Here is a 16274-nt window from a genome sequence, read left to right as displayed (position 1 = left end):
GAGGGAAAGTAAGATGACATTGACTCGCCAGCAACAAATTGAAGCTATTGAGAAAGATTGGGCTGAGAATCCACGTTGGAAGAATGTAAAACGTACCTACACTGCAGAAGAAGTGATTAACCTGCGTGGCTCTTTCGCGCCGGAAAATACCATTGCCCAACGCGGCGCTGACAAACTCTGGGAGCTGGTCAACGGGGGCGCTAAAAAAGGTTATGTCAACTGTCTGGGTGCGCTGACCGGTGGCCAGGCCGTACAGCAGGCCAAGGCGGGGATTGAAGCCATTTACCTGTCCGGCTGGCAGGTTGCCGCCGATAACAACACGGCATCGACCATGTATCCGGATCAGTCTCTGTACCCGGTGGACTCTGTTCCGGCTGTGGTCAAGCGCATCAATAACTCGTTCCGTCGCGCCGACCAGATCCAGTGGGCCAATGGCGGCAGCCCGGAAGAGGGCATCGATTACTTCCTGCCGATTGTGGCCGATGCAGAAGCCGGTTTTGGCGGGGTGCTGAATGCCTACGAGCTGATGCGCAACATGATTGACGCCGGTGCTGCGGGCGTTCACTTTGAAGATCAGCTGGCCTCGGTGAAAAAATGTGGCCATATGGGGGGTAAAGTACTGGTGCCGACCCAGGAAGCGGTCCAGAAGCTGATTGCAGCGCGTCTGGCTGCGGATGTTGCCGGGACGACGACCCTGGTCATTGCACGAACGGATGCCAATGCCGCGGATCTGCTGACGTCAGACTGCGATCCATATGATAAAGACTTTATCGAAGGCGAGCGTACTGCGGAAGGCTTCTACCGTGTCCGCGCCGGGATTGATCAGGCGATTGCCCGTGGCCTGGCCTACGCGCCGTACGCAGACTTGATCTGGTGTGAAACGGCGACGCCTTGCCTGGAAGAAGCGCGTAAGTTTGCCGAAGCCATCCACGCTCAATATCCGGATCAGTTGCTGGCGTATAACTGCTCGCCATCGTTCAACTGGGAGAAGAACCTGGATGCGGAAACCATTGCCAAGTTCCAGCAGGAGCTGTCGGATATGGGCTATAAATACCAGTTCATCACCCTGGCAGGGATCCACAATATGTGGTTCAACATGTTCGAGCTGGCCCACGCTTATGCCCAGGGCGAAGGCATGCGTCACTATGTTGAAAAAGTTCAGCGTCCTGAGTTTGAAGCGGCAGATAAGGGGTACACCTTTGTCGCGCATCAGCAGGAAGTGGGGACCGGCTACTTTGATAAGATGACCAATGTGATTCAGGGCGGTAACTCTTCCGTCACGGCCCTGACCGGTTCAACTGAAGAAGATCAATTCTGAGGAAGCCAAATATATCCTAGCAAGATGTTGTTATCTTGATTGGTGGAGCGGATGCGACACCGTTGAATGTGAAGTTAAACTATGACATTTACTGTTATCTTCTTGGGAGCGCTCGGCGCTCCCTTTTTTTACTATCGCTTTTTGTGGTGACAATCCTGAGTCGGAGCCTGGCTGAGCCCAACCTGGGGCTGATTCAGGTGAGGTATTGCTGCGGGGCCTAGTCGGTTTGCCGGGCACGGAATGTGTCGGCGGCAGTGATGATCTGGGGGTAAATTTGGAAAAATTGCTGCTCCAAGTCGTCGTAGTGCCGGCTGATCTCTTTTGGGCACTGGGCAAGCTGGTGAAGCCTGGGACGGCGGCTGGCCATACGCTCCAGCGCGGTCTGAATCGTGGCGGCATTCTGGTATTGCAGCAGCCATTGTTGTTGCCACATCCGGGCCATGGTTTGACGGTATGCTTCCGGGACTTCTCCGTGATAGGCATTGACTTCGGCTTGGGCTTCGTTGACAAATGTCGGCAGTGGCTGGTCATGGAAATGGGACCAGTGTCGGGCTAGAAAGTGATCCCAGGTGATGTCCAGTGCAATCCCGCTGACCCGCCGGGTGTTGGGACCAAACAGCTCCCGGCAGCGCAGTACTTCCGGCATGGCGTCAATATAGCTGTCGATAAAGCGGTGGAGCCGGATCCCGTTGGCGACTTCCCGGTGGTACTGGCGGTCCGGATCACCGCGGACAAAGTCAGCCAGCAGATTGCCGGCCAGGTGACTGCGGCAGTGATCGGCCAGGTGCAGGTGGGCTAGAAAGTTCATAGGACTTGATGGTGATTCCCGTTGGGTCAGAACAGGTCATTGTCAGCTTCCGGCGAATCTTCCAGCGGATCGTTCTCCTCCTGGATCTCCAGTAAGTTAATGGCAATGGCCACGAAGTCACTGTCGGTAATGATGCCGACCAGTTTATTGTGGTGCAAAACAGGTAAACAGCCAATATTGTGCTTTTGCATGTACAGTGCGGCTGCTTTCAGCCCGGCTTGCGGTTCGACACTGAACAGTTGGGTGTGCATACACTGCTTGAGCGGAATATCCAGCGCGGAGATAAAGCTGCTCTTCTGGATCTGCTCCAGGCTCGACTCCTGGGCAGCCAAAATATCCCGCTGACTGACCAGGCCGAGCAGGTGATTGTCCTGATCCGTCACGGGTACATGATGGATCCCTTTGTCGGTCATCAACCGCTTGGCATCGGCCAGGGTGTCTGAAGGGGCGAGGGTATGGGGGTGTGGCGTCATCATATCGGCGACTGTAAACATATAGGCCTCCGTAGCACTTAAGTTCACTTTCTACAGTTAACGCTCTGATTAAAAAGCTCTTCCTATCTCTGAATGTAGCGAATCACACAGCATTTACCTATGACACCCGTCAAACTATTTGGTTGTGATTCTCATGTTTAATACTTTTTTCCCAAAGGTTAAAACTGAGGCTGTCTTATAATCAATAAACGACCTGCCAAGTAGGTATGACTTGATGTATAAGTTGTTGTTTGGCTTATTGTTATATTGGTTTTTCGTGTGCTCTGCTACGGCTGTGGCCAGTGAGGAATCCGCTCGTCCCGGTACCGTGACGGCGAAGATTGTGGGTGGTGTTGAATCCGGGCAGCAGGACATTCCGTGGCAGGTTTATCTCAACCTGACATTTCCCGCCAGCGATGGCGGCCAGAGTACTTTCGTTTGTGGGGGTGTGGCGGTCAGCCAGGATCTGGTGTTGACGGCGGCACACTGTCTGCAGCATGGCTCTGTGACGGTGACGGCGGATAATGTCCGGGTTTGGGGCGGAATCGTCAGCTTGTTCTCGGCCAATAGCCGCAATGCGGTGGCGGTGACTGAACTGGTGATCCATCCGTCTTACAATTCGGCCCAGTTTACCAATGACATTGCGCTTCTGAAACTGGCCGAACCTTTGCCTGAAGGTGCTATTCCGATCCGGATGGCCGATCGGGCGACCCAGGACCGGGTGGATAATGCCTTTGCGAATAGTTGGGTCGCCAATGGCGAGCGCCCGCCGAACTTGTTGGTGTCCGGTTGGGGCAGTACCGATCCGCAAGATAGTAACTCTGGCTCTTCGACGTTGCGCTATACCCTGCTGTCCGGCGTGCCGGACCGAACCTGTGATGCCCAGTGGGGAGCGAACATGAACAGCGGTGATTATCCGATTTTTCTCTGCGCCGGTTCAGTGGCGCCGGATCTGGCCCGGGACAGCTGTTTTGGCGACTCCGGCGGCCCCTTGGTGTGGCAGGATCCGCAGGCAGCCGGGGACGCTGATTTCGGACTTCGACTGGTGGGGCTGGTGAGTTTCGGCAATGGCTGTGCTGTGACGGTGCCCGGTGTTTATACCGAGGTGGCTGAGTATCAAAGCTGGATTGATGCCCAGGCAGGGAGAACCCTGCGCAGCCAGTCGACCCCGGTATTTTCGGTCAACCTGCTTGACGGGGATATTGGCAATGCCGGCAGCGGGATTGCGGTGACGACACCGGACAGTGGCGATAGCGGTGGTTCTATCGGGCTCTGGCTCCTGGCCGGGTTGTTGCTGATGGCCCTGTGGCGCTGCGATCTTTAGTCTGTGTTTTCGCCCCCGGCATCTGCGCATCTTCGTTCGATCTTGCCGCGGGGCAGCTTATACCCAAACAACATCGCATCTTGAAGTTGTTTGGGTATATACTACCGGCCTGCTGTAATTTAGGGCCCGAAAGATGCAAGTTTCAGATTTTCACTTTGACCTTCCTGACGAGCTGATTGCTCGTTATCCGCAACCTGAGCGCACGGCCAGCCGTCTGCTGCAACTGAACGGTAATACCGGCGAGCTGCAGCATAAAGGCTTTAAAGATGTGCTGGATCTGGTGCAACCCGGTGATTTGCTGATCTTTAATAATACCCGGGTGATCCCGGCGCGTTTGTTTGGCCGAAAGGCCTCCGGCGGTAAACTGGAAGTGCTGGTGGAGCGGATGCTGGATGATAAAAGCATTCTGGCCCACGTGCGTTGTTCCAAGTCGCCGAAGCCGGGCACTGAATTGCTGCTGGGTGAAAACGACAACTATCAGGCGGAAATGGTGGCCCGCCATGACGCACTGTTTGAAATTCGCTTTAACAGCGAAAAAACCGTGCTGGAGATCCTGGAAGAAGTCGGCCATATGCCGCTGCCGCCTTATATTGATCGCCCGGATGAGGACGCGGATAAAGAGCGTTATCAGACTGTCTACAACGCTAAGCCGGGTGCAGTCGCAGCCCCGACGGCCGGATTACACTTCGATGATCAGCTGATGGCCGACCTGAAAGCGAAAGGGGTTAACTTTGCGTTTGTGACGTTGCACGTTGGTGCTGGGACCTTCCAGCCGGTTCGGGTGGAGAATATTAACGATCACCACATGCATGCGGAATATGTGGAAGTGCCGGAAGATGTTGTGGCGACCATCCAGGAAACCAAAGCCAACGGTGGTCGGGTGATCGCGGTCGGCACCACCTCGGTGCGTTCACTGGAAAGTGCGGCCCAGGATGCGGTGAAGAAGGGCACCGAGTTGAAACCGTTTTTCGGCGATACCGACATTTTTATCTACCCGGGCTATCAGTTCCAGCTGGTGGATGTGCTGATCACTAACTTCCACCTGCCGGAATCAACCCTGATCATGCTGGTCAGTGCGTTTGCCGGCTATGAGCACACCATGAATGCCTATCATCAGGCGGTGGCGAACCAGTACCGCTTCTTCAGCTATGGCGACTCGATGTTTATTACCCGCAAGGCGGATTGAACTTAAACTGGGAAGTCAGTGTCACTTAAGGCTGCATTTGTTAAGATTGCAGCCTTTGTCGACTTTGTCGCATTGAATTTGATGTTTGCCGGCTTCGGGGCCGGCAAATACTGATCGCGCCTCAGGCAGACGGCCTGGGGGGCTTGCACCCCATACGGGAATAAATGTCAGATTGTTTCTCTGGCTTTTTGGAGGTTTTGTGAAATTTGAACTGGATAAAACTCAGGGACGTGCCCGCCGCGGTCGCCTGCAGTTTGAACGTGGTACGGTTGAAACACCAGCATTCATGCCGGTGGGAACTTATGGCACTGTAAAAGGCATGACACCGGAAGAAGTGAAAGAGACCGGTGCGCAAATTCTGCTGGGCAATACCTTCCACCTGTGGCTGCGCCCGGGACAGGAAGTGATGAAGCTGCACGGCGATCTGCATGACTTTATGCAGTGGCAGGGCCCGATCCTGACCGACTCCGGCGGTTTTCAGGTGTTCAGCCTGGGCGATATCCGTAAGATCACCGAGGAAGGGGTTCACTTCCGTAATCCGGTTAACGGCGACAAGATTTTTATGGACGCTGAGAAGTCGATGGAAATCCAGTACGACCTGGGTTCCGATGTCGTGATGATTTTCGATGAGTGTACGCCATACCCGGCGACTCATGAGGAAGCCAAGCAATCGATGGAGATGTCCCTGCGTTGGGCGCAGCGCAGCCGGAACCATTTTGACAAACTTGGTAACAAAAATGCGCTGTTCGGTATCGTTCAGGGTAGTGTATATGAAGACTTGCGCGATGTTTCCGTCAAAGGTCTGACTGAAATCGGCTTTGACGGCTATGCTGTCGGTGGCCTGGCCGTGGGTGAGCCGAAGGAAGAGATGCACCGGGTACTGGAGCATACTTGTCCGAAGCTGCCGGAAGACAAGCCACGTTACCTGATGGGTGTGGGTAAACCAGAAGATCTGGTGGAAGGTGTTCGCCGTGGTATCGATATGTTCGACTGCGTGATGCCGACCCGAAATGCCCGCAATGGTCACCTGTTTGTCACTGGCGGTGTGATCAAGATCCGCAATGCGAAACATAAAACCGATACAAGCCCTCTCGATCCGCACTGTGACTGTTACACTTGTCGCAACTATTCGAAGGCGTATCTGTACCACCTGGATAAATGTAATGAAATCCTGGGTGCGCGCTTAAACACAATCCATAACTTGCGTTACTACCAGCGACTGATGGAAAGTATCCGCAAGGCGATTGAAGAAGATCGTTTCGATGCATTTGTAGAAGAATTCTATGCGCGTCGGGACCGTGAAGTTCCACCGTTGAAAAACGCTTAACAATAAACGAGGACGTTATTAAATGAGTCTTTTCATTTCTCAGGCACACGCCGCAGCTGAAGGTGCCCCACAGGGTGGCGGCATGCAACTTTTCATCATGCTGGGTCTGTTCGCAGTTATTTTCTATTTCATGATCTACCGTCCGCAGGCCAAGCGTGTGAAAGAGCACAAGAACCTGATGTCTTCCATGGGCAAAGGGGATGAAGTGCTGACCAACGGTGGCCTGGTCGGTAAAATCACGAAGGTTTCTGAAGAAAATGACTACATCGTGATTGCACTGAATGACACGACTGAAGTTACCATCAAGAAAGATTTCGTTTCTGCTGTACTGCCTAAGGGTACAATGAAATCTCTGTAAAATTCGCTTTGAAGGATCTTAGCAGTGTTAAACCGTTATCCCTTGTGGAAGAACCTGATGGTGGTGTTTACACTGATCATCGGTTTGCTTTATGCACTTCCCAATGTGTACGGTGAAGATCCAGCGATTCAAATCTCCGGGCGCGTGGCGCCTCGGCAGATATGGCTACGCTGGATACTGTCACCGAAGATTTAAAACAACATCAAATCTCCTATAAATCTGTCGCCTTCGAAAACGGTACTGTACTGGTCCGCTTTAATGATACTGATACCCAAATCAGCGCCCGCGACATATTGAATCAACAACTTGGCGATGACTTTGTCGTTGCTCTCAACCTCGCCCCATCGACTCCGGACTGGCTTGAATCCATCGGCGCAACCCCAATGAAACTGGGCCTCGACCTGCGTGGCGGTGTGCACTTCTTGATGGAAGTTGACATGGACGCAGCGATGGACAAATTGCTGGGTCAGCAGGAAGAAACCTTCCGGACCGAGCTGCGCGAGGCCCGAATCCGTTACCGTGCCATTAGCAAAACCGACACGTCTGTTGAAGTTCGTCTGCGTAATGCCGAGCAGCTGGCCGAAGCCAAAGCTGAGCTGGCGAAGCTGCACCCGGACATGCTGTTTACTGACACGGACCGCAATGGCCGCTTTGTGCTGTCGGCGCAGTTTACTGACGCGCGCTTGACCGAAATTCGCAACTATGCGGTTGAGCAGAACATTACGATCCTGCGTAACCGGGTCAATGAGCTGGGTGTGGCAGAGCCGCTGGTTCAGCGTCAGGGTGCCAACCGGATCGTGGTTGAGCTACCGGGCGTGCAGGACACCGCACGCGCCAAAGAGATCCTGGGCGCGACAGCAACGCTGGAGTTCCGCGAAGTCGACAGCACCGCTGATCTGGCTGCCGCAGCGTCTGGCCGGGTGCCACCGGGCAGCGAAGTGAAGTACACCCGTGATCAGCGTCCGGTGGTGCTGAAAAAACGCGTGATCCTGGAAGGCTCTCACATCACGGATGCCAGCTCCAGTGCCGATGAATACGGCCGCCCGCAGGTGAACATCTCGCTTGACAGCGAAGGCGGCAGCAAAATGACTGCTTTCTCGCGTAACAACGTCGGCAAACTCATGGCGACTGTATTTACCGAGTATAAAGACAGTGGTGATCGCGATCCGAACGGTAAAGTGATCCTGGAAAAACACGAAGAAGTGATTAACCAGGCCACCATCCAGACCGCGCTGGGCCGTAACTTCCGCATTACCGGGATTGATACCCAGTCTGAAGCGCACAACCTGGCGCTGCTGCTGCGGGCCGGTGCCCTGATTGCGCCAATCTCGATTGTGGAAGAGCGCACCATTGGTCCGTCAATGGGTCAGCAGAACATCGACATGGGGATCCAGGCGATGATCTGGGGCATGGTGGCGGTGATGCTGTTCACCCTGATCTACTACCGCCGCTTTGGTCTGTTTGCCAACATGGCGCTGCTGATGAACCTGGTAATGATTATCGGGGTGATGTCGATGATCCCGGGCGCCACCATGACGCTGCCGGGCATTGCCGGTATTGTGCTGACGGTCGGGATGGCGGTGGATGCCAACGTGCTGATTTTTGAGCGAATTCGTGAGGAAATCCGTGACGGCCGCAGCCCGCAGCAGGCGATTCAGCAAGGCTATGCCAATGCCTTCAGTACCATTGCTGATGCCAACATCACCACCCTGATCACCGCGATTATTCTGTTTGCGGTCGGGACCGGTGCGGTGAAAGGCTTTGCTGTGACCCTGTCTATCGGGATTCTGACGTCGATGTTTACCGCGATTATCGGAACCCGTGCACTGGTGAACCTGGTGTACGGCGGCAAGCGCATCGATAAGCTGTCGATCTAAGGAGACGCTGACATGTTTCAAATAATGAAAGCGGATAAAGTGATCGACTTTATGCGCTGGTCGAAAGGGGCCTTCCTGCTGTCGGCCTTGATGATTGTGACGGCCATCGCGACCGTGACGACCCAGAAACTGAACTGGGGGCTGGACTTTACCGGCGGCACCCTGATTGAAGTCGGGTTTGAGCAACCGGCCGATTTGGGCCTGATCCGGGAATCGCTGGAAGCCGGCGGTTTTGGTGACGCCGTGGTGCAGAACTTCGGTACCGCGCGAGATGTGATGGTCCGCCTGCAGCCGCGTGAAGATGCGCAGGGCGAAAAGTTGGGCAACCAGATCATTGATGCGCTGCGTACCGGTACCGGGCTGGATGTTGAAATGCGCCGGATCGAGTTCGTCGGTCCGAACGTCGGCGACGAGCTGGCGGAAGCAGGCGGTCTGGCGATCCTGGTGTCGCTGATCTGTATTCTGCTGTATGTGTCGATGCGTTTTGAGTGGCGCTTGGCCGCCGGTGCGGTGCTGGCGCTGGCACACGATGTGATTATCACAATCGGGATTTTCTCTTTCACTCAGATTGAGATTGACCTGACCATTGTGGCCGCGCTGCTGACCGTGGTCGGTTACTCGCTCAACGATACCATCGTGGTGTTTGACCGGATCCGGGAAAACTTCCGCAAGATGCGTAAAGGCGGCCCGGCAGAAGTGATGAACAGCTCGGTCACCCAGACCCTGAGCCGGACCCTGATCACTTCGGCTACCACGCTGTTTGTGGTGATTGCGCTGTTTATGAAAGGTGGCAGCATGATCCACGGTTTTGCCGCAGCCTTGCTGATTGGTATTACGGTCGGGACCTACTCGTCAATCTACGTGGCATCGGCACTGGCGCTCAAACTGGGGATCACCCGGGAGCACCTGATGCCGCCGCAGGTTGAAAAGGAAGGCGAAGAATTCGACGCCATGCCTTAAAGTTGTGGCAGAGATGGCTACATTGATAAAATCCGGGCTTGTTGCCCGGATTTTTTATTGGTTCACAATTGGCTGTCTCGCTTGTTGTTTACACTGTGATCGGGCGGAGATGTGGGCCGCAGGGACTCGTCCAGGCCCTTAATATGAATATCGCGCTGCGGGAACGGAATGGTGATGCCCCGGGCGGTCAGGGTTTCGTACAGGGTAAAAAGCAGATCGGAGCGGACCACAAACACCTGGCGGATGTCGCGGATATAGCAGCGCAGTTCAAACAGCAGGGCACTGTCGGCCATTTCCATAAACAGGACAGCGGGCTCCGGGGAGCTTAGCACCATGGGGTGCTCCTCAGCCGCCTGAAGCAGGATAGTTTTAACCAGGCTCAGATCGCTGCCGTAAGCAACCCCGACATTGGCAATGAGTCGGCCATGAAAGCTGTGCAGGGTCATGTTTTTCACTGTCCCGGCAATTAAATCCGAATTGGGGATCACCACATCGTGCAGGTCAAAGGTCTCAATCCGGGTCGAACGGACGGCGATCTTTTTGACGAATCCGGAATAGCCGGACACTTCAATCCAGTCTCCTTCTTTGATGGGCCGCTCAATCAATAGAATGATCCCGGAGACAAAGTTCGACACAATGGTTTGCAGGCCGAAACCTATCCCGACGGAGAGTGCACCGGCAACAACCGCCAGGCTGGCAAGGTTCAGGCCGGCGGCCGAGACGGCAATAATGGCCGCGAGCGTCACCCCAATATAGCCGGTTCCGGTGACCAGGGCGGTCCGTGCGCCGATATCGACTTTGGTCTTGGGCAGCACGGAATGACGAAGTACATATTGCAGCCAGCGGGTGAGCAAAATTCCGACAAACAGCACGATCAGCAGGGTGAGGACGACATTGAGTGATAACCGTGCGTCGCCAATAGCAACCCCGTCAGATAGCAGTCGCCAGACTTCAGCAATATCTGTGGTTCTGGCGCCCCAGATCAGGGCGAGCAGGGGGGCAAGTGCCAGGGAGATGAGGGTTACCAGAAACACGGACAGCAGCCCCTGTTTGGCCTCTTCCTGATCTGCAAAAATGTGCGACAGCAGATTGAGCAGGCCAAAGTAGACCACAATGGCAAATGCCAGCAGCCCCATCGACATCACCATCGGAATAATGGCCTGACGGGCCAGGTTATCGTAGCCAATCGAGACAAAGACAACGCTCAGAATACTGGAAATTTTCATCAGCAGAGTCAAGGTCGCCAGCACGCCTTTACCGGCAGTGCCTGTTGCTTCCTGCTCGGTTTTTCCGGGGGCGGCCTGGCTGAGGAGCGTAGCCAGGCGCCAAAGTAGCAGGCTGCCGCAGATGATGGCCAGCAAGGTGAGTACGGCAATGGAAGCGGTGCTGAAGTCATAGTCTTTTTTCAGCGCTCCGATCAGAATGATCAGGCCAAGAAAGCCGCCGAGCATCAGGCAGGTTCGCTTCCCTTTTTTGGCAATTGTATCCGCGACGGCAATGATACGTTGTGATGGGGCTGTTGGGCGAAACAACAGTAGTCCCAGCCAGTCACTGAGCACAATATACAGCAGCATTGCCGGTAGCACCGCGGCCAGGGTCCGGACAGAGGCCAGCTCCGGCAGAAACCCCTGAAAGCCAAGGGTTAATCCGAGCGTCCCTAAAGCGGGAAAGAGTAGCTTCAGTCCGGTGGCAAGTAGCCTGAGCATCAGGGCGCGGCTTTTAGATGGTGTCTGTTCGACCTTTAAGTCAATTCGATCAAAGGCCCAGGGCTGAAGCCTGGCCAGGAAAGCACTGGCAGCCAGGATCATAGCAATGAACAGGGGGAGGCCTTGCAACCACTGCCGCTTGGCTTCGGGATCGTCGAAAAAGGTTGTAAATTGCGCGGTGATTTGGCGGCTATAGCCAAGGAATTCACCAGCGGCAAGCTGCCAGCGGCTGGGGAGTAGCGGCGTCGGGCTTTGGGAGAGCCACTGGCTGACGGTATTTTCCCGGATTTGGGTATCGATTTCACCGATCAGCAGATTGGCCCGCTCATAAGCACCTTCGGCGTAGTAGATGGGGCCGCTGGCTACAGCCAGCGCCTGTTCCAGGCTTTCCCTTCGGGTCGCGATAACTTCCGGCTCACTCCCCCCCTCTGCCGGTGCCGGGCCCAATGCCGTCAGCTGGGCTTCCAGCGCGCGAACTTCCACATCCTTATAGGTGGCCAGCTTATAGGCTTGATCCCGCTGCTCGGCCAGCTGGTTTCTGACGACTTCAAGCTTGCTGTTGTCCCGGCTTTGTTCACTGATCAGCCGCTCGGCTTGGCTGGCGGTATCCTCCCATGCCTGCCGCGGGATCTGTGGTTGTGCCACGGCTGTTTGGCTGAATCCGCCGATGATAAGCACAAGTATCAGGAATAAAGAACAATGTGAGCGGTGTGCAAAGAAACAACAAGTGGCGACATCGCGGTGCATGGCAGCGCTCCTGCGGGTGACTGGCCGCCGCCAGGCAGGCCGTGCGAAACACAATGTAGATAAGAATATGTCAGCTGGGGCAATGTTGCAGGCGGATATGTGCGATAAAAAAACGCCCCGGCGATCAACCGAGGCGTTTGAGAGGAATCAGAGAGCGATCAATTATTTTGCCAGGGCGTCGCTGCCGTGCTCGCGGATTTTCGCCAGCATTGGTTTCACGACGCGGGCATTACCGGCGACGATGTTACCTGAAGTCAGGTAGTTGGTGTTGCCAGTAAAGTCAGTACAGATAGCACCGGATTCACGGGCGATCAGTTCGCCTGCGGCCAGCTCCCAAGGCTTCTGACCCAGCTTGAATACGCCGTCCACTCGGCCGGCAGCCAGGTAACACAGATCCAGGGCCGTCGAGCCGCTCTGACGCATGTCGTCACACTCGACAAACAGTGCGTTTTGGATCTTCATAAAGCTTTCGGTGTGCTGTTTGGCTGCATACGGCAGGCTGGTTGCCAGGGTTGTGCCAGTCAGATCACGCGGCTGAGAAGCACGGATGCGCTGGCTGTTCAGCTGGGCGCCGGAACCGCGGGTCGCGGTGAACAGTTCGTTGCGCGCAGGATCGTACACGGCAGCAATCTCAGTACGGCCGCGCATACGCAGGGCAATAGAGATTGCAAAGTGCGGGTAACCGCGGACAAAGTTTTTGGTGCCATCCACTGGGTCAATGATCCACTGGCATTCTTTATCTCTGCCTTCCTGATTCCCGGTCTCCGCACCAACGATGCAGTGCTCAGGGTAAGATTTCAGGATAGTGTCGATAATGATAGCTTCTGCTTCTTTATCGATGTTGGTAACAATATCAGTACCTTTGTTTGCAACTTCAATGGCCTGAGGTTTTTCTAGTGATTTAATGACATGGTTACCAGCCTTTCGCGCAGCGCGAATGGCGATGTTTAGCATCGGATGCATAGGATCTTCCCAACGGATGTTAAAGAACTAAAAAGCGGCGGCGAGTATAGCAAAGCTGGGGTAAAAAGGAAGTGATTATTTTTTGCCCGTAGCGGCTTGTGGCGCAGGTGAATTGATATAATGTTTTTGCATGTTTTCTCCATTTTTTTGATGGCTGTGGTAAAATCCGTCCGCTTTAAGAATTAGTGGGTATACGCGACACCATGTTAGATAAGATCAGTGTTGTTTTAGTCGGGACTTCGCACCCGGGGAATATCGGTTCGGCTGCCCGGGCAATGAAAGTCATGGGGTTGACCAACCTGGTTCTGGTGGACCCGGCCTGTGAAGTGGACGGCAAAACCTATGCCCTGGCGGCAGGTGCTTCCGATGTGGTCGAGAATGCCCGCATTGTGTCAACACTGGATGAAGCGATTGCCGATTGCGGTCTGGTGATTGGCTCCAGCGCACGTTCTCGTACCCTGGAGTGGCCGCAGCTGGATCCACGTGAGTGCGGTGCCAAATCGATTGCCGAAGCCGGTAACCACCACGTTGCGATTCTGTTTGGCCGTGAGCGAACCGGCCTGACCAATGAAGAATTACAACGCTGCCACTGCCATGTCTACATTCCTGCCAACCCTGAATACAGCTCGCTGAATCTGGCGATGGCGGTGCAAACGGTTTGTTATGAAGTCCGGATGGCCTACCTGGAGCAGCAGAAACAGGGGCATTCCACCGTCGTTGAAGACTATCCACGGGTGGATGAGCTGGAGATGTTCTACGAGCATCTGGAAAAAGTGACCCGTCAAACTCGGTTTATCAATAAGAACCATCCGGGGATGGTGATGGCGAAGTTGCGCCGGCTGTTTACCCGTGCTCGCCCTGAGCAACAGGAGCTGAATATTCTGCGAGGGATTTTGTCCTCAGTAGAAAAATCGCTCGAAAATCAAGGTAAGTAGACATATAAACCGTATGGTTAAAAGCTTGACTGAAATGGTCAGGTAAATACTTGACCGTTTTAGTCAGGTATGCGACACTTCTCCCATACATAAAAGTGGGTAGCGGTGTGTTATGAGATTGACATCAAAAGGAAGATATGCGGTAACGGCCATGCTGGACGTTGCCCTGCATTCTCAAGATGGCCCGGTTCCTCTGGCTGATATTTCAGAGCGTCAGGGGATTTCGCTGTCTTATCTTGAACAGCTTTTTTCTCGCCTGCGCAAGGCCGGCCTGGTGGCCAGTGTCCGCGGTCCCGGTGGCGGCTACCGCCTGGGTGAAGACGCCGATGACATTGCCGTGGGCATGGTCATTGCCGCCGTTGATGAATCGGTTGACGCCACCAAATGCCAGGGGAAAGGGGACTGCCAGGGCGGTGTCCGCTGCCTGACCCATACGCTGTGGCACGATCTGAGCGCCCGTATCAGCGGCTTTTTAAATAACATCACGCTTGGTGAGCTGATGAAAGATAATGATGTTCAGGAGATCTCGGATCGTCAGGATCAAATCCTGCAAAAAACATCATTTGCCAAAAACAATACACATGACAGCGCCACAATCGGTGTCAATGTCCGCTCCTAGAGACTAGACGTCCGTATTTTCGGAGATGAAGATGAAACTGCCAATATATTTTGATTATTCCGCTACTTGCCCAGTCGACCCGCGTGTTGCCGAGAAGATGATGCAATGCCTGACAATGGACGGTAACTTCGGTAACCCGGCTTCTCGTTCTCACCGTTTCGGTTGGCAGGCAGAGGAAGCAGTTGATATGGCACGTGAGCAAGTGGCCGACCTGCTGAATGCGGATCCGCGTGAGATCGTATTCACCTCAGGTGCGACTGAGTCGGATAACCTGGCGATCAAAGGTGCTGCCCACTTCTACGGTAAGAAAGGCAAGCACGTCATCACCTGTAAAACAGAACACAAAGCGGTCCTGGACCCATGCCGTCAACTGGAGCGCGAAGGTTACGAAGTCACGTACCTGGAGCCGGAATCCAATGGCTTGATTGATCTGGCAAAACTGCGTGATGCGATGCGTGATGATACCGTGCTGGTTTCAATCATGCATGTGAACAACGAAATCGGCGTGATCCAGGACATTACTGCGATTGGCGAGCTGTGCCGTGAGAAGAAAATTATTTTCCACGTCGATGCGGCGCAATCTGCCGGTAAGCTGCCGATTGATGTCCAAGAAATGAAAGTGGATCTGATTTCCCTGTCCGGACATAAGATATACGGCCCGAAAGGCATTGGTGCCTTGTATGTTCGCCGTAAGCCGCGTATCCGCCTGGAAGCGCAGATGCACGGTGGTGGTCATGAGCGTGGTTTCCGCTCTGGTACGCTGGCGACGCACCAAATCGTCGGTATGGGTGAAGCATGCCGCATTGCCAAAGAAGATATGGATAAAGACTACCAGCACGCGCTTGCCCTGCGTAACCGTCTGCTGGAGGGTGTAAAAGACATCGAAGCGATGACGATTAACGGTGATTTGGAGCAACGTCTGCCAAATAACCTGAACATCAGCTTCGCATTTGTAGAAGGCGAATCGCTCCTGATGGCCCTGAAAGATCTGGCTGTCTCTTCAGGTTCTGCCTGTACGTCTGCAAGCCTGGAGCCGTCGTACGTCCTGCGTGCGCTGGGTCTGGATGACGAACTGGCCCACAGCTCGATCCGTTTTTCTTTCGGTCGTTTCACGACGGAAGAAGAAGTGGACTACGCGATTTCACAAATCCGCGGTGCGGTAGAGAAACTGCGTGAAATGTCTCCGCTGTGGGATATGTACAAAGAAGGCATTGACCTGAACACAGTCGAGTGGGCACACCACTAATCTTGCGGTCATCACATATTTGAGGAATTCATCATGGCATATAGTGAAAAGGTCATTGATCATTATGAGAATCCGCGTAACGTGGGCTCATTTGACAAAAACGACAAGAACGTCGGTAGCGGTATGGTCGGCGCACCAGCCTGTGGCGACGTGATGAAACTACAGATCAAAGTATCTGACGAAGGCATCATTGAAGATGCGAAGTTCAAAACTTATGGTTGTGGTTCTGCGATCGCATCCAGCTCCCTGATCACCGAATGGGTGAAAGGCAAGAGCCTGGACGAAGCAGCATCAATCAAGAACTCTGCTATTGCAGAAGAGCTGGAGCTGCCACCGGTGAAGGTTCACTGCTCAATCCTGGCAGAAGATGCGATTAAAGCTGCGGTTAGCGATTATAAAAAGAAACACGATCAAAACTAATATTCGA

The 16274-nt window shown here is 54.2% G+C and carries 14 protein-coding genes and 1 pseudogene; 11 read left to right on the top strand and 4 right to left on the bottom strand.

Features of this window, described 5'->3' with window-relative positions; translation table 11 throughout:
• Window positions 1-13 precede the first annotated feature (13 nt).
• Entirely contained in the window at window positions 14-1318 is a 1305-nt protein-coding gene (aceA, locus tag NNL38_RS12630; protein ID WP_255388386.1) for an isocitrate lyase, read from the top strand.
• Between the two features lie 217 nt (window positions 1319-1535).
• On the opposite strand, the gene NNL38_RS12625 is transcribed toward aceA, so the two are convergent.
• A complete protein-coding gene (locus NNL38_RS12625; protein WP_255388385.1) occupies window positions 1536-2126 on the bottom strand; it encodes an acyl carrier protein phosphodiesterase in 591 nt (196 codons plus the stop codon).
• Between the two features lie 26 nt (window positions 2127-2152).
• Window positions 2153-2620 (bottom strand): CBS domain-containing protein, encoded by a 468-nt coding sequence (locus NNL38_RS12620; RefSeq protein WP_255388384.1) that lies wholly within the window; start codon window positions 2618-2620, stop codon window positions 2153-2155.
• Between the two features lie 214 nt (window positions 2621-2834).
• On the opposite strand from NNL38_RS12620, the gene NNL38_RS12615 reads away from it, so the two are divergent.
• The 6 genes and pseudogenes from NNL38_RS12615 to secF all read left to right on the top strand — a co-directional run bounded on the left by NNL38_RS12615 (window position 2835) and on the right by secF (window position 9631).
• On the top strand, window positions 2835-3923 hold the full coding sequence (locus tag NNL38_RS12615; RefSeq protein WP_255388383.1) for a S1 family peptidase: 1089 nt from the start codon (window positions 2835-2837) through the stop codon (window positions 3921-3923).
• A gap of 133 nt (window positions 3924-4056) precedes the next feature.
• Window positions 4057-5109 carry a tRNA preQ1(34) S-adenosylmethionine ribosyltransferase-isomerase QueA gene (gene queA, locus NNL38_RS12610; RefSeq protein ID WP_255388382.1) on the top strand — a complete coding sequence of 351 codons (1053 nt, stop codon included), beginning with the start codon at window positions 4057-4059 and terminating at the stop codon, window positions 5107-5109.
• A gap of 199 nt (window positions 5110-5308) precedes the next feature.
• Complete coding sequence (gene tgt, locus NNL38_RS12605; RefSeq protein ID WP_255388381.1) at window positions 5309-6436, top strand: tRNA guanosine(34) transglycosylase Tgt; 1128 nt, start codon at window positions 5309-5311, stop codon at window positions 6434-6436.
• Between the two features lie 22 nt (window positions 6437-6458).
• Window positions 6459-6794, top strand: coding sequence for a preprotein translocase subunit YajC (yajC, locus tag NNL38_RS12600; RefSeq protein ID WP_255388380.1), 336 nt, complete (start codon window positions 6459-6461; stop codon window positions 6792-6794).
• Between the two features lie 24 nt (window positions 6795-6818).
• Window positions 6819-8671 (top strand): annotated as a pseudogene (gene secD, locus NNL38_RS12595) (protein translocase subunit SecD).
• A 12-nt stretch (window positions 8672-8683) separates the two neighbouring features.
• Window positions 8684-9631, top strand: a complete 948-nt coding sequence (secF, locus tag NNL38_RS12590) for a protein translocase subunit SecF (protein ID WP_255388379.1) — start codon at window positions 8684-8686, stop codon at window positions 9629-9631.
• Between the two features lie 62 nt (window positions 9632-9693).
• Here secF and NNL38_RS12585 read toward each other — a convergent pair whose 3' ends face one another.
• A complete protein-coding gene (locus NNL38_RS12585; RefSeq protein WP_255388378.1) occupies window positions 9694-11982 on the bottom strand; it encodes a mechanosensitive ion channel family protein in 2289 nt (762 codons plus the stop codon).
• Window positions 11983-12246: 264 nt separating this feature from the next.
• Complete coding sequence (suhB, locus tag NNL38_RS12580; protein ID WP_255388377.1) at window positions 12247-13047, bottom strand: inositol-1-monophosphatase; 801 nt, start codon at window positions 13045-13047, stop codon at window positions 12247-12249.
• A gap of 203 nt (window positions 13048-13250) precedes the next feature.
• Here suhB and trmJ point away from each other — a divergent pair, with 203 nt between their 5' ends.
• The 4 genes from trmJ (at window position 13251) to iscU (ending at window position 16267) form a co-directional block, all read left to right on the top strand.
• Window positions 13251-13982, top strand: a complete 732-nt coding sequence (trmJ, locus tag NNL38_RS12575; protein WP_255388376.1) for a tRNA (cytosine(32)/uridine(32)-2'-O)-methyltransferase TrmJ — start codon at window positions 13251-13253, stop codon at window positions 13980-13982.
• A gap of 112 nt (window positions 13983-14094) precedes the next feature.
• On the top strand, window positions 14095-14601 hold the full coding sequence (gene iscR, locus NNL38_RS12570; RefSeq protein WP_255388375.1) for a Fe-S cluster assembly transcriptional regulator IscR: 507 nt from the start codon (window positions 14095-14097) through the stop codon (window positions 14599-14601).
• A gap of 31 nt (window positions 14602-14632) precedes the next feature.
• Window positions 14633-15847 carry an IscS subfamily cysteine desulfurase gene (locus NNL38_RS12565; RefSeq protein ID WP_255388374.1) on the top strand — a complete coding sequence of 405 codons (1215 nt, stop codon included), beginning with the start codon at window positions 14633-14635 and terminating at the stop codon, window positions 15845-15847.
• A gap of 33 nt (window positions 15848-15880) precedes the next feature.
• Window positions 15881-16267: a Fe-S cluster assembly scaffold IscU gene (gene iscU / locus NNL38_RS12560; RefSeq protein WP_255388373.1), complete on the top strand. Its 387-nt coding sequence runs from the start codon at window positions 15881-15883 to the stop codon at window positions 16265-16267.
• The last annotated feature ends 7 nt before the right edge of the window (window positions 16268-16274 follow it).

The organism is Photobacterium atrarenae (assembly GCF_024380015.1).
Lineage (GTDB): Bacteria > Pseudomonadota > Gammaproteobacteria > Enterobacterales > Vibrionaceae > Photobacterium > Photobacterium atrarenae.
Note: the sequence above shows the minus strand (reverse complement) of the source record. Positions and strands in the feature narration are given on the sequence as shown.